Source organism: Mesorhizobium sp. M1227, assembly GCF_040318315.1.
Classification (GTDB): Bacteria; Pseudomonadota; Alphaproteobacteria; order Rhizobiales; family Rhizobiaceae; genus Mesorhizobium.
This window is the reverse complement of record NZ_JAMYLZ010000001.1, coordinates 35,061-48,198: the sequence shown is the minus strand read 5'-3', so window position 1 is coordinate 48,198 and position 13,138 is coordinate 35,061. Positions and strand designations below refer to the sequence as shown.

Annotated in this window: 13 protein-coding genes; 8 read left to right on the top strand and 5 right to left on the bottom strand. The window is 62.8% G+C overall.

Annotation, left to right across the window (positions count from 1 at the left end):
- Positions 1-38 precede the first annotated feature (38 nt).
- Together NKH28_RS00230 and NKH28_RS00225 are read right to left on the bottom strand one after the other, a co-directional pair.
- Positions 39-1,001 (bottom strand): cation diffusion facilitator family transporter, encoded by a 963-nt coding sequence (locus NKH28_RS00230; protein WP_352977479.1) that lies wholly within the window; start codon positions 999-1,001, stop codon positions 39-41.
- A gap of 122 nt (positions 1,002-1,123) precedes the next feature.
- A complete protein-coding gene (locus NKH28_RS00225; protein WP_352501143.1) occupies positions 1,124-1,933 on the bottom strand; it encodes a transglutaminase-like domain-containing protein in 810 nt (269 codons plus the stop codon).
- Between the two features lie 215 nt (positions 1,934-2,148).
- On the opposite strand from NKH28_RS00225, the gene NKH28_RS00220 reads away from it, so the two are divergent.
- Both NKH28_RS00220 and NKH28_RS00215 read left to right on the top strand, forming a co-directional pair.
- On the top strand, positions 2,149-2,274 hold the full coding sequence (locus tag NKH28_RS00220; protein ID WP_013528464.1) for a hypothetical protein: 126 nt from the start codon (positions 2,149-2,151) through the stop codon (positions 2,272-2,274).
- A 148-nt stretch (positions 2,275-2,422) separates the two neighbouring features.
- Entirely contained in the window at positions 2,423-2,728 is a 306-nt protein-coding gene (locus NKH28_RS00215; protein ID WP_352977477.1) for a DMT family transporter, read from the top strand.
- 82 nt (positions 2,729-2,810) lie between these two features.
- Here the strand turns inward: NKH28_RS00215 and NKH28_RS00210 are convergent, their stop codons facing one another.
- The gene (locus NKH28_RS00210) at positions 2,811-3,239 is read right to left on the bottom strand and encodes a DUF6481 family protein (protein ID WP_023718183.1); all 429 of its coding nucleotides are present in this window, start codon (positions 3,237-3,239) and stop codon (positions 2,811-2,813) included.
- A 230-nt stretch (positions 3,240-3,469) separates the two neighbouring features.
- Between NKH28_RS00210 and NKH28_RS00205 the strand changes: the two genes are divergently transcribed.
- The 3 genes from NKH28_RS00205 to NKH28_RS00195 all read left to right on the top strand — a co-directional run bounded on the left by NKH28_RS00205 (position 3,470) and on the right by NKH28_RS00195 (position 6,984).
- Positions 3,470-4,531: an LLM class flavin-dependent oxidoreductase gene (locus NKH28_RS00205; RefSeq protein ID WP_352977475.1), complete on the top strand. Its 1,062-nt coding sequence runs from the start codon at positions 3,470-3,472 to the stop codon at positions 4,529-4,531.
- Positions 4,532-4,664: 133 nt separating this feature from the next.
- Positions 4,665-5,825, top strand: coding sequence for an AI-2E family transporter (locus NKH28_RS00200; protein WP_352977473.1), 1,161 nt, complete (start codon positions 4,665-4,667; stop codon positions 5,823-5,825).
- 157 nt (positions 5,826-5,982) lie between these two features.
- Complete coding sequence (locus NKH28_RS00195; protein ID WP_352977471.1) at positions 5,983-6,984, top strand: LLM class flavin-dependent oxidoreductase; 1,002 nt, start codon at positions 5,983-5,985, stop codon at positions 6,982-6,984.
- Between the two features lie 156 nt (positions 6,985-7,140).
- Here the strand turns inward: NKH28_RS00195 and NKH28_RS00190 are convergent, their stop codons facing one another.
- Together NKH28_RS00190 and NKH28_RS00185 are read right to left on the bottom strand one after the other, a co-directional pair.
- Complete coding sequence (locus tag NKH28_RS00190; protein WP_352977469.1) at positions 7,141-7,764, bottom strand: L,D-transpeptidase; 624 nt, start codon at positions 7,762-7,764, stop codon at positions 7,141-7,143.
- A gap of 254 nt (positions 7,765-8,018) precedes the next feature.
- A complete protein-coding gene (locus NKH28_RS00185; RefSeq protein ID WP_352977467.1) occupies positions 8,019-9,038 on the bottom strand; it encodes a LacI family DNA-binding transcriptional regulator in 1,020 nt (339 codons plus the stop codon).
- A 217-nt stretch (positions 9,039-9,255) separates the two neighbouring features.
- On the opposite strand from NKH28_RS00185, the gene NKH28_RS00180 reads away from it, so the two are divergent.
- The 3 genes from NKH28_RS00180 to NKH28_RS00170 are packed head-to-tail and all read left to right on the top strand — an operon-like array spanning position 9,256 to position 13,111.
- Positions 9,256-10,839 (top strand): sugar ABC transporter ATP-binding protein, encoded by a 1,584-nt coding sequence (locus NKH28_RS00180; RefSeq protein ID WP_352977465.1) that lies wholly within the window; start codon positions 9,256-9,258, stop codon positions 10,837-10,839.
- Complete coding sequence (locus NKH28_RS00175) at positions 10,836-12,149, top strand: ABC transporter permease (RefSeq protein ID WP_352977462.1); 1,314 nt, start codon at positions 10,836-10,838, stop codon at positions 12,147-12,149. The genes NKH28_RS00180 and NKH28_RS00175 overlap by 4 nt, the downstream gene beginning before the upstream one ends.
- Positions 12,146-13,111, top strand: coding sequence for a substrate-binding domain-containing protein (locus tag NKH28_RS00170; protein ID WP_352615043.1), 966 nt, complete (start codon positions 12,146-12,148; stop codon positions 13,109-13,111). Before NKH28_RS00175 ends, NKH28_RS00170 begins: the two co-directional genes overlap by 4 nt.
- The last annotated feature ends 27 nt before the right edge of the window (positions 13,112-13,138 follow it).

The window sequence follows — 13,138 nt, the reverse complement described above, 5'->3', positions numbered from 1 at the left end:
ATCATAACCGGGACTGCCCGATGGCGCAGCCATTTTCCTCAGGCTGGTTCCCCTCCGGACGCCGCCAAGGCCTTGCTCCGGCGTTCCCAGGTGCCGGTGGTCTGCGGTTTGACGAAGAGCCGCGTCACCTCCGGCATCTCCGCCTTCAGCCGCGTCTCCAGGCGCTCGACACAGGTCTCTATCTCCGGCGCCGACAAATGATCCTCGAACTCGATGCTCAAAGCGGCGACGATCTCCTGCGGACCCATATGCAGCGTCAGCGCGCCATTCGCCCGCTGCACCGCCGGGTCCTGCTGGACGATGGCCAGCACCTCTGTTTGCACCTCGGGCGAAGCCGGCTCGCCGAGCAGCAGGCTTTTGCTTTCGCGCGCCAGGAAGATCGCGGTCCCGCCCAGGATCAGCGCGATGCCGATCGATGCGGCGCCGTCGAGCTTCGGCATGTCCAGCAGTTCCGCCGCCGATATCCCGGCGAAGGCGACAACGAGGCCGAGAAGTGCCGCGCTGTCTTCGAACAGCACGGTGTAGACACTCGGGTCTTTGCTGAGCTGCACCGCCTCAAGCCAGCCGTGGCTGCCTTTTTGGTGGCGGAACTCCTTCAGCGCCACCAGCCAAGAGGTGCCTTCGAAGAGAAAGGAAAGGCCAAGGACAGCGTAGTTCACCTTGGCGTTGGCAATCGGCTCCGGCGTCATGATGTGCGTCACGCCTTCGTAGAACGATATGCCGGCGCCCAGTGCAAAGACGAGGAGCGCAACGATGAAGCTCCAGAAGTACAGCTCGCGGCCATGGCCGAGCGGATGCGTGCGGTCGGCCGGGCGCGCGGCACGGTGCATGCCGTAAAGCAGCAGGCTGCCATTGCCGGTATCGACGAGCGAGTGGACGCCTTCCGAGAGCATTGCCGAGCTGCCCGTGAACAAGGCAGCGGCGAATTTGGTCAGTGCGATCGCAAGATTTCCGGCGAGCGCCGCATAGATCACTTTTTTCGACCCGCCATGCGCCGCCATGGTGTGCTGCCTTGGGTGATGCACCGAGATTGGCGGAGCGCCCGCCCACGCTCCACAGTCCCCACAACGCCCGAAGTGCCCAGTTGTTCACAAGGTCAGTTGTTCAAAAGGGCGGCGCGGGGCTATTCGACGACCTCGTCCGTCCAGACCTTGAAGCCAGCCAGCGCGCCCGGCCCGAAAATGTGGGTCAGCGGCACATCGGCGGCATCGCGTCCGGAGGCAATCAGGATGCGGCCGATGCGCGGCGCGTTGTTGCGCGGGTCGAACGCGTGCCAGCGGCCGCCGAGATAGACTTCCATCCAGGCGGCGAAATCCATGTCCGACCACGGCTTTGGCAGGCCGATATCACTGATATAGCCGGTGCAGTAGCGGGTCGGAATGTTCAGGGCGCGGCAGAAGGCAACAGCGAGGTGAGCAAAGTCCCGGCATACACCACTCTGCTCGCGATAGGCCTCGGCGGCGGTGCGCGTCGGCCGCGCATTGAAATAGTTGAAGACGATGTGGTTATGGACGAAGTCGCAGACCGCCTGGACGCGCGGAATGCCGAGCGGGGTGCTGCCGAACAGCCGCCACGCTTCATTCGACAGCACGTCGCTCTCGCAATAGCGGCTGGGCAGCAGGAACAGCAGCGTCTCCGACGGCAGATCGCGCACCTCGTGCTGCCACGCCGTCAGCTCGCGCGTCTCGAAGGAGCCGGGGTCGCGGATCACCGCGTCCGTGCCGAACGCAAAGCGCCCGGCCGGCGCAACGAAACGGTTGCACCAATTGCCGAAACTGTCGCGGTAGCTCTCGATCGGCACCGGCGGGTTCGACGTCAGGAAGTCCGGCCGCTCAAGATCGGATGCGCGCGAATAATGGACATTTAGCATCGCGATCAGCGGTGTTTCCTGCGGGAAGTCGAAGCTCATCTGGCAACCGATGTGGATCCGCATTGTCGTCCTGACCGGCCTGCCTGATCATCAGCTGGCGAAACGCGAGGGCTGATGCTGCAGTGCGAAGAAGACCATGGCACGGACCGCTGCGGTTTACGAGGGAATTAGAAACCGGTTGACAGCCCATCGGCCAGGCGACTGCACGGCAGCGGCCTCTTGCAGTCGAACGTTTTCTCTTGTTTCACTTCGCCAGATATCAACTGGAGGAACGAATCATGGCTAAGGGTGCGATGAAGGCAGGCAAGGAGGCCCGCAAGCCGAAGAAGGACGCGAAGAAACCGGCTCCGGCGCCGGCCCTGAAGGCACCGCCGGTGAAGGCGATGAAGCTGAAGGACAAGTAGAGCCGCAGCTACCGGCTTATTTCGACCGGCCGCAAACGCGGCCGGTATGATTGTTCATTAAGCTCACGCGCATCCCCTTGGATGCGGCGAAGGTAATTTTTGCGCTTTTCAAGAAATCGGCCGAAAGCCATCGAAACGGAGCGTTCCGATGTCGTCGGTTTTCCTGTTCCTCGCCGGCCTGTTCGAGATCGGCTGGGCGATCGGCCTCAAATACACCGACGGATTCTCGAAGCCGCTGCCAACCGTCCTGACGGTTGCCTCGATGATCGTCAGCCTGACCTTGCTCGGCCTGGCGCTGAAGGCGTTGCGGGTCGGCACCGCTTACGCGGTGTGGACCGGCATCGGCACGGCGCTGTTGGGGATATGGCTGCTCGGCGAGCCAGCGACGGCGATCAGGCTGGCCTGCATCGCGCTAATCGTCTGCGGCATCATGGGACTGAAGCTCGCGGCTTAGCCGATTCTGACAGACGAACGCGTTCGGGGCCGCTGCAAGGCGGCCCTGATTCTTGAATTCGGCTGATCAGTGCCGGAAGGCGCTATCGCGCGGAGAAGCCGGGCGGCGTCCTGCCGGTGCGCTGCTTGCGCGCGGCATAGCGTGCGTCACGCTTGGCCTTGCGTTCGGCCTCGTCGGCAAGAAAACGGGCGATGCGCTCGTTCTCTTCAGCTTCCCGGATCTTCGCTTCGGCCTGTGCGGCTTCTTCCGCGGCGATGCGTGCCGCTTCGGCAGCTGCCTCGCGCTCGGCCTTTTCGGCCGCTTCGCGCGCCAGCTTTTCCTGCTTCAGCCTAGCCTTTTCGGCCTCGCGTATCGCGCGGGCCTCGAGGATCGCCTTGCGCTCGGCCTGTCGTGCCAGCACCGCTGGATCATCTGCCGCCGGCTTTGCCTTGAAGCGCTCCAGAAGCGCCTTCTTTGCCTCGTTTGCGGCATTGCGCCGCTCGAAAACGTCTTTTTCCCTATAGATAGCCAAGTCCACTTCCCTGAAGTCAATTTGCGAGGCTTACATACGCGCGAAAACCGAGAGTTCAAGCGCCAAAACGGTATGCCAGCCATGAAATTCTGATCTGTTGCAGCCGGGAGACGCCATTTCGATTAAATTCGGCTGAAAGGCACCCGCACTGTTCACCATCCAGGCATCTGGCGGGGCGGCGGACTGATCGCTACGTCTAGCGCCAAGACAAAACGCTGAGATGACACACTATGGAACTCGGTCTCTACACCTTCGCCGACGTCAGCCCGGAACCAGGTCCCGGTGCGATCGGTGCGCATGAGCGGTTGCGCAACCTGATCGAGGAGATCGAGCTCGCCGACCAGGTCGGGCTGGACGTCTTTGGTCTCGGCGAGCACCACCGTCCCGACTATGCTGCCTCGGCTCCGGCGGTGGCGCTGGCGGTGGCGGCCGAACGGACCAAGCGCATAAGGCTGACCAGCGCTGTCACCGTGCTGTCGTCCGACGATCCGGTGCGCGTCTTCCAGCAGTTTGCCACCCTCGATCTTCTGTCCGGCGGCCGTGCCGAGATCATGGCCGGGCGCGGCTCGTTCATCGAGTCCTTTCCGCTGTTCGGCTACAATCTCGAAGATTATGACGAGCTCTTCGCCGAAAAGCTCGACCTGCTGCTCGCCATCCGCGATCATGTCAAGGTGACCTGGTCGGGCAGTCTGCGCGCGCCGATCAACGACCGCGGCGTCTATCCGCGGCCCTTGCAGGACAAATTGCCGATCTGGATCGCCGTCGGTGGAACACCGCAATCCGTCGCCCGCGCGGGCGTGCTCGGGTTGCCGCTGGCACTGGCGATCATCGGTGGCGAGCCGGCGCGGTTCGCACCGCTGTTCGACATCTACAGGGATGCAGCCAGGCGCGCCGGCAACGATCCGGCAAGCCTTGCCACCAGTCTCAACGTGCACGGCTTCATTGCCGACAGCACGGACCAGGCAGCCGACGATTTTTACGGGCCGCAGGCCGAGGTGATGAACCGCATCGGCCGCGAGCGCGGCTGGGGGCCGACATCGCGGGCGCATTTCGACCAATCGCGCGGCCCAAACGGCGCGCTGTTCGTCGGCAATCCAGAACAGGTGGCCGAGAAGATCGTTGCCCAGCACAGGATATTCGGCAACGACCGCTTCCTGCTGCAAATGGCGATCGGCACCATGCCGCACGCCAAGGTGATGAAGGCCATCGAACTCTACGGCACCAAAGTGGCGCCGATCGTGCGCCGGGAAACTGCGAAGGCCGTTCCCGCCGTGGCGGCGCCGGTTGCCTGATTCCCAGTCACCTGATTCACCGGCAAGGCCGCGAGGCGGCCTGGCCGGTGACGCCGGCTAACGGAACCTTGAAGCGACAGAGGCGTTTTCGCCAACGGTCTGCACCAATCGCGGTGTGCCGCCGAGGGTCAGAATGAAAGCCGAACCCGACGCTTCGGGCGCAAGCGCTGCCGAAAGCCCGGATCCGCGCGTCGAGGCGCGGGCGGATGCGCATCTGATGCGTTCGCTGCTCGTCGGCATCTTCATCCTCATGGCGATCTACGCGCTTTACTTCGCCCGCGCCTTCTTCATGCCGGTCATTCTGGCTTTCCTGCTGGCGCTGACGCTGACGCCGATCGTTCGCTTCCTGCGCAAGCATGGCATGCCCGATGTCATTTCAGCGACACTGCTGGTGCTGCTTTCGTTCTGCCTCGTCGCCGTCGCGGGATATCTGCTCAGCGGCCCGGTCATCGATCTCATCAACAACACCTCGACGATCGGCCAGCAGCTTACCGAACGTCTGGCACAACTGCGCCGTCCGTTCGAAAGGATCGTGGAGGTTTCGCGTCAGATAGAGGGACTGACGCAGACATCCCAGGAGCCGGGCGTTCAGAGGGTGGCGATGGCGCCATCCGGTATTCTCTCGCAGGCCGCCGGCAATGTACTGTCGGCCGGCACCAGCGTCACCATCGTCTTCGTCCTGTCGCTGTTCCTGCTCGCCTCCGGCACGATGTTCTATGAAAAGATCGTCCAATCCTTCCCCAGTCTCAGCGAAAAGAAGCGGGCACTGCGTGTCGTCTACGACGTCGAACGTGAAATCTCGCACTATCTGCTTACCGTCACGATCATCAATACATGTCTCGGCGTGGTCATCGGGCTCGGCCTGTGGGCACTCGGCGTGCCAAACGCGCAGGTCTGGGGCGCGGCAGCGGCTCTGCTCAATTTCCTGCCCTATATCGGAGCGTTAATCACCATCACGCTGGTCACGATCATTGCGCTGATAAGCTTCGACACGATTTCCTACGCGCTGCTGGCGCCGGCCTTCGTCGTTCTATGCTACATCGTCGAAGGCCAGTTCGTGACGCCGACGGTGGTCGGCCGCCGTCTCGAAATCAACGCAGTGGCGATCCTCATCGCCATCGCCTTCTGGTCGTGGCTATGGGGTTTTGTCGGCGCGCTGCTGGCGGTGCCGCTGCTGGTCGTCATCAAGGTGTTCTGCGATCATTTCGACGGTCTCAGCCATGTCGGCAATTTCCTGGCGGCGCAGCATACGGCGGCGATCGAGGACGAAGAGATTCCCGAGGTGAAAAAGTAGCGGCTTAAAGGGTCAAAAAGCTTCCCCCCGATGGTGCAGATCACGACCTTGCATCGGTAGCACGTCCGTTGTGCCCTCAGCGCTCCATCAACATTTTGAATTTGCCGCCTCGGCAACGGCTTCCTACATCCCTTCGGCCCACAGGAAACCCGCGCCGATGACCGTTCTTTCCGTTCTCGACCTGTCGCCGATCGTCGAAGGCAGCAACGCTTCACAGTCACTCGCCAATTCGCTCGATCTCGCCCGTCATGCCGAGCGGCTGGATTACCGGCGCTATTGGCTGGCAGAGCACCACAATATGCCGGGCATCGCCAGCGCCGCCACCTCGGTGGTCATTGCCCATGTGGCCGGCGGCACCAATACGATACGCGTCGGCGCCGGCGGCATCATGCTGCCCAATCATTCGCCGCTGGTCATCGCCGAGCAGTTCGGTACGCTTAACGCTCTACATCCTGGCCGCATCGATCTCGGCCTCGGCCGGGCGCCCGGCACCGACATGGCCACGGCACGGGCGCTGCGCCGTAACCTCGACGCTGGCGCCGACAATTTCCCGCAGGACGTCGTCGAGCTGATGGGTTACTTGCAGCCGGCCGAAGACGGCCAACGCATCCGCGCGGTGCCCGGCGAAGGCGAAAAGGTGCCGATCTGGATTCTCGGTTCCAGCCTCTACGGCGCGCAGCTTGCCGCCATGCTCGGCCTGCCCTACGCCTTCGCTTCGCATTTTGCACCGGCCGAGCTCGACCATGCTCTGGAGATCTACCGCTCGCGTTTCCAGCCTTCGGAGCAGCTCGACAAGCCTTATGTGATGCTCGGCCTCAACGTCTTCGCCGCTCCTTCCGATGCCGAGGCGCGGCTGTTGTTCACCTCGCTGCAGCAGGCCTTCGTCAATCTGCGCACCGGCCGGCCCGGCCGATTGCCGCCGCCGGTCGAAGGATATGAGCGCGACCTCGATCCAATGGCCAAGACCATGCTCGGCCAAGCGCTTTCCTGCGCCGTCGTCGGCTCCCCGGAAACGGTCAGGCAAGGCATCGAGGCGTTTGTGCGCCGCACAGGGGCCGACGAGCTGATGGTCACAGCGCAGATTTTCGACCATGCGGCGCGGGTGCGCTCGTTCGAGATCCTGGCCGACGCTCACAAATCGCTATCGGAAGCTGCCTGAGAGTTGGTTCGCCACTTGCCACTGTTGCGGGCAAGGCCGGCCTTAGGCAGGGAACATCGCGAACAGGTGTGCGAAGACATAGCGAACATTTCGCGCGTTTTGCGCGAAGGTTTTCGATCTGTCATGCTCGTCCGTTAGCGGGAAACGCGGCGTCCACTAAATGACGATCACCTTGGTGCCGATTGTGGCGCGGTCATAGAGATCGATGATGTCTTGGTTCATGAGGCGAATGCAGCCCGCCGACACAGCTTTGCCGATGGACCACCATTCAGGGCTACCGTGCAGGCGATATCCAGTGTCACCTTCCTCGTTAAAGAGATAGAGCGCCCGCGCCCCGAGCGGGTTCATGAGTCCGCCCTCCATATGGGCCGGTATGATGCGGCCTCGCTTCTGCTCGCGCACGATCATCGCAGACGGCGCGCTCCAATCCGGCCATTCGCGCTTCCTCGCAACGTGAGCAGTGCCATGCCACTCGAAGCCCGCCTTGCCGACGCCGATTCCGTAGCGCAGCGCCTGACCGTCTCCCAACACGTAGTAGAGGAACTTCGCTCCTGTATCGACAATGATGGTGCCCGGCGCCTCTTCAGTCGCATAAGGCACTGTCTGCCGATGGAACTTTTGGTCAACCTTGTAGATCGGAACCGGCGGAACGCGAAAACCGGCGTCGGTGAGGCCGCCATAGGCCTGGGGAAAGGTCTGTAACGCTCCGCCGGTGGTGCAGCCGGAGAATGCGGCCATCCCAGCAAGTACCAGCCCGATTAGGATCGATTTCACGCGCATGACTCAAGCCGGCGCCCGTGTGAACGATCTGTCGCATCTCGTCATATTCCTAATCCGACATGCTTCGATTGCCAAGATTTTCCTGACTGTCGGCTGGCTGATTGTTGGCCACTTGGCCCGATCGGCGCCGCGTCCTTCAATTGCTCGGTTTTTGAACGACGAACCCCCGTAGTGGCTGCGCAGACCCGGGGTCGGCAGGACAGAAGGAGCGCTGTCCGTCCGGCATTGCAAAGTTTCTGAACAGAGCCCACGCGCTACGCGCTGACGCTCTGCGCAGTCGCACCTAGCGGACGGCATGAATTGCGGATCATCAAGCGTCCCTTGAGCGTCAGCTTGCGCGGCGGCGCATCCCTGTTTCCGGCGAGCCGGTCGAGCAGCAGATTGGCCGCCTGTTCGCCGATCGCCTGCACGGGCTGTGCGACCGTGGTCAATTGCGGCCGGAACACATCCGACCACGGAAAATCGTCGAAGCAAGCGACGGAAATATCCTCCGGACAGGACAGGCCGATATCGCGAATGGCCTTCATGGTGCCGATCACCATCGGGTTGTTGGCCGAAAAGATGGCGCTCGGCCGGTCGTGCAGCGAAAGCAGCTGCATGGTGGCGTTGTAGCCATCGACTTCGTGGAAATTGCCGAAGCGGACGAGCTCGGGTTCGGCCGGCAGGCCGGCGGCCTGGAGGGCGTCGCGGTATCCCGCCATGCGGTCATGCATCGGCGAGATATCGAACGAGCCGGAGATGTAGCCGATGCGCCGATGGCCGAGATCGATCAGATAAGTGATGGCGTCGAACACCGCGCGCTGATTGTCGAGAACGACGGCATCGGTGTCGACACCCTGGCAAACACGGTCGAGCAGCACGACCGGCACATTGGCGTCGTCGACAATCCGTTTGAGGATCGCGCCGTCACCGACACGCGCGACGATCAGTCCGTCGACCATGCGGTCGAGCAGCAGCCTGATCTGGTCGTCCTGCGTGTTCAGGTGCTCGTCGGTGCAGCACAGCATGACGGCGTAGCCGGCCCTGTCGAAAGCCTGCTGGATGACCGAAACCACGTCGGTAAAGAACGGATTGGTGATGTGTGGGACGGTGAGCCCGATGGTGCGTGTGGTGCCCATCTTCAGGCTGCGGGCAATGGCGTTGCGCTTGTAGCCGATGTCGCGGATCGCCTGTTCGATGCGCTGGCTGAGCTCGGGGCTGACGGTCGCGGTGCCATTGATCAGCGCCGATACGGTGGCCACGGAAACACGCGCGGCCTCGGCCACATGAAGCATAGTCGGGGCAGTGAATTTGCGCTGCTTTTTTCGTCCTGACGCTGTCATTTTCGAAACGTTTCACCACTCCACGGTAGCAATACGTACGGAATCTTATGATTTTGCGCAAGAATTGAAATGGAACAATCTCAGGCTCCAGATATTGCCTTGACATGATCGAAACGTTTAGATTAGCGTTTGAGGTGTTCGGTGACGACGGAGGGAGGCCGTCCTTGTCATGCAGCACGGCAATTCCATCCCTGCGCAAGGCGCTACGGCGGACGGCTCGGCTATCGTGCTGAGGGCCGAGCACATCTCCAAATCCTTCGGCGGCATCGCAGCACTCGTCGATGTCGGCTTCGAGCTGCGGCGCGGCGAAGTCCATGCGTTGATGGGCGAGAACGGCGCCGGCAAGTCGACGCTGATGAAGATCCTGTCCGGCGTCTACACGGATTATATCGGAACGGTCAGTATCGATGGCCACCCGGTGCGCTTTACCGGCGTCCGCGAGGCCGAGCGCGCCGGCATCGCCATCATCCACCAGGAGCTGAACCTCGTCCCCGAACTCAGCGTCGCCGACAACATTTTTCTCGGCCGCGAGAAGCTGATCGCCGGGCTGATCGTCGACCGCAAGGCGAGCAGCCGCGCTGCCGGCGCGCTCTTGCAAAGGCTCGGCATCGAGCTCGACCCGGATGCGCGGGTCGGTGCCTTGCGCGTCGGCGAACAGCAGCTGGTCGAGATCGCCAAGGCGCTGTCGATGTCGGCGCGCATTCTGATCATGGACGAGCCGACCTCGGCGCTTTCGCCGGCCGAATGCCAGCGGCTGTTCCGCATCATCCGCCAGCTCGCCGACAGCGGCGTGGCGATCGTCTACATTTCGCACCGCATCGACGAGGTCATGCATCTGGCCAGCCGCGTCACCGTGTTTCGCGATGGACGCCACGTCCTGACGCGGGCGATGGACAAGCTCGACGAAGACGCCATAATTTCGGCGATGGTCGGGCGAAACCTGCTTGCTTCCTCCCAGGAGCACCGCATCCCCGGTGGCAACACGGTCCTGTCCGTAAGCGAGCTGTCGCTGTCGAAGCCCAATCGCAATGGTTGGCGCACCGTGCTCGATGGCGTCAGCTTCGATCTTGCCGCAGGAGAAATCCTCGGTATCGGCGGGCTGCTGGGCTCGGGCCGTACCGAAATCCTGGAAACCATCTTCGGGTCCAGCGGCGGACGTGCCGGCGGTGAGATCAGGCTCGATGGCGAGGCAGTAGAAATCCGTTCGCCGCGCGATGCGCGCCGGCTCGGCATCGCCCTGGTCACGGAAGACCGCAAGACGCAGGGCCTGCATCTCGAGGCCTCAATCACCGACAATGTCGCGCTGCCGCTGGTCGGCGCGCTGGCGCGGTTCGGCGTGCGCTCGCTGGCCGGTGAGCAAGGGCTGGCACGGGACGCCGTCAAGGCGCTCGGCATTCGCTGCGAGACTGTCGAGCAGCCGGCCGGCACGCTGTCCGGCGGCAACCAGCAGAAGGTCGTCATCGGCAAATGGCTGGCGACGAGGCCGCGGGTGCTGCTGCTCGACGAGCCGACACGCGGCATCGATGTCGGTGCCAAGCGGGAAATCTACGATCTCATCTTCAAGCTGGCGCGAGACGGGCTGGCGATCGCCGTCATCAGCTCGGAATTGCCGGAGCTGCTGCATCTTTCCGACCGTATCCTGGTCATGGCCGACGGCCGCCAGACGGGAATCCTGTCCCGCGCGCAAGCCAGCGAGGAGGCCATCATGCGGCTTGCGGCGCCGCGACGGACGATGACGAGGCCTGCCGCATGAGCATTTTGCATATCCTGTCCCGGACGAAGCTCTATTGGGGCCTGATCGCCATCTTCCTGATCGGCGTGCTCGGCTCGCCGATCAGCTCCAAGGGCAACAACATCTTCCTGTCCTACGGCAACCTGCTCGATGTGCTGCGCCAGGTGTCGACCACCGGGCTGATTGCCACCGGCATGACTGCGGTGATCATCACCGGCGGTATCGACCTTTCCGTCGGCTCGCTGATGGCTATCTGCACGGTCGTCTGTGCCATGCTGCTGACGGTCCCCGGCGTGACGCCGGCGGTGGTGCTGGGGGTGCCGACAGTTGCCCTGGCAGCCCTTTGCCTCGGCATTCTCGTCACTCGTTTCATCCTGCTGAACATCGAAAAATCCCGCGCCGGCGCGCAGGCCATGCACGACATCAGGTTGGACAGCGTTCGCGGGCTGGTGACGCCCGGCATTGTCGGGGTGATCCTGTGCAGTCTGGTGCTGTGGTTCCTGCTGCCGCAGGTGGGCTCAAAATTCGGCGTGCTCGGCGTGTTGCTGGTGGCGCCTTGCGTCGGCCTGCTGTTCGGTGCGCTCAACGGCTTCATCATCGTCGCCGGGCGGCTGCAGCCCTTCATCGTCACGCTGGCGATGATGGTCACGGCGCTCGGCATCGCCCGGTTGACCGCCGGCCAGAACAATGCGGTGCTGCCGGTCTATACCGGCTCGAACGCCACGGCCGATTTCGAAATGCTGCGCTCGCTGGTGTTCGGCGTGATCCCGATGCCGGGTCTGTTCTTCCTCGGCGCTATCCTGATCTACGGCGCCGTGCTGCGCTTCACGCCGTTTGGCCGCTATGTCTATGCGATCGGCGGCAATGAGGAGGCGGCGCGGCTGTCGGGCATCGCCGCCGGCCGCGTCAAGATTGCCACCTATGCCGTGTCAGGGCTGCTGGCCGGCATCGCGGCGGTGCTCTATGTCGCGCAATACCGGCAAGGCAAGCCTGATGCCGGCGCCGGGCTGGAGCTCGACGCGATCGCCGCCGTGGTCATCGGCGGCACCAGCCTGATGGGCGGACGCGGCAGCCTCACCGGGACGTTCTGCGGCGTGCTGATCTTCGGGCTGCTCTCCAACATCCTGCAGCTGCACAACATCAATTCGAACCTTCAGCTGGTGCTGAAGGGGATGATCATCATCGGTACCGTGCTCGTACAGGAGCGCAATGCCGGTGATCTTCTCTTCTATTTGCGACTGCCCGGCGGGCAAGCGCACAAGGAAACGGCCGCGGCAAAGCGGCCGTCGCAAGAGACCGCGTCTCTGAATATTGGAGGAAACAAGAAATGAAACGACGTGAATTGTTGAAGCTCGCCGGGCTGACAGCGGCACTCCTGACCACGACCGCCATGCTTGCCGGCGGCGCCCATGCGCAGGACAAGAAGTGGAAGATCGGCTTCTCGCAGGTGACGACCATCGAACCCTGGCGCGCCCAGTTCAACAAGGACATCCTGGCCGAAGCGGCCAAGCATCCGGAAGTCGAGCTGATCATCACCGACGGCGAGGACAAGACCGAGAAGCAGGTCGCCGATGTCGAAAACCTTATCCGTCAGGAGGTCGATGCGCTCTTGGTATCACCGAAAGAATCCGCTGGCCTGACCGGTGTCGTGCAGCAGGCGATCGATGCCAAGATCCCGGTCTTCGTGCTCGACCGCAACGTCGAAACCAACGACTACACGCAGTTCGTCGGCGGCGACAACAAGCTGATCGGCCGAGCTGCCGGTGAATATGCCGTCGAGCTGCTTGGCGGCAAGGGCAAGGCCGTCGGCAACGTCGTCGAGATCTGGGGCGGCATGGGCACCCAGCCGGCACACGACCGCCATGACGGCTTCCATGAATTCACCGACAAGGAGCCGGGCATAAAATACCTGCTCGACCAGCAGTCGGGCGACTGGAAGCAGGACCAGGCCTACAACATCATGGCGACGGCGTTGCGCAACAACGAGAAAATCGATCTTGTCTACGGCCACAATGATCCGATGGCCTATGGCGCCTATCTTGCCGCCAAGGACGTCGGACGTGAGAAGGACATCAAGTTCATCGGCATCGACGGCCTGCCCAATGAAGGCGTGCAGCTGGTCGCCAATGGCGAGCTGACGGCGACGTTCACTTATGTGACGCCGGGCGCCGAAGGGCTGCGGCAGGCGATCAAGTTCCTGAACGGGGAGAAAGTGGAAAAGACCATCACCCTGCCGACGGAGAAGATCACCAAGGAAAATGCCGCCCAGATCCTGAAGGACAACGGCCTCTGAGACGAGGCTTTCCTGCCGGGCGTTCAG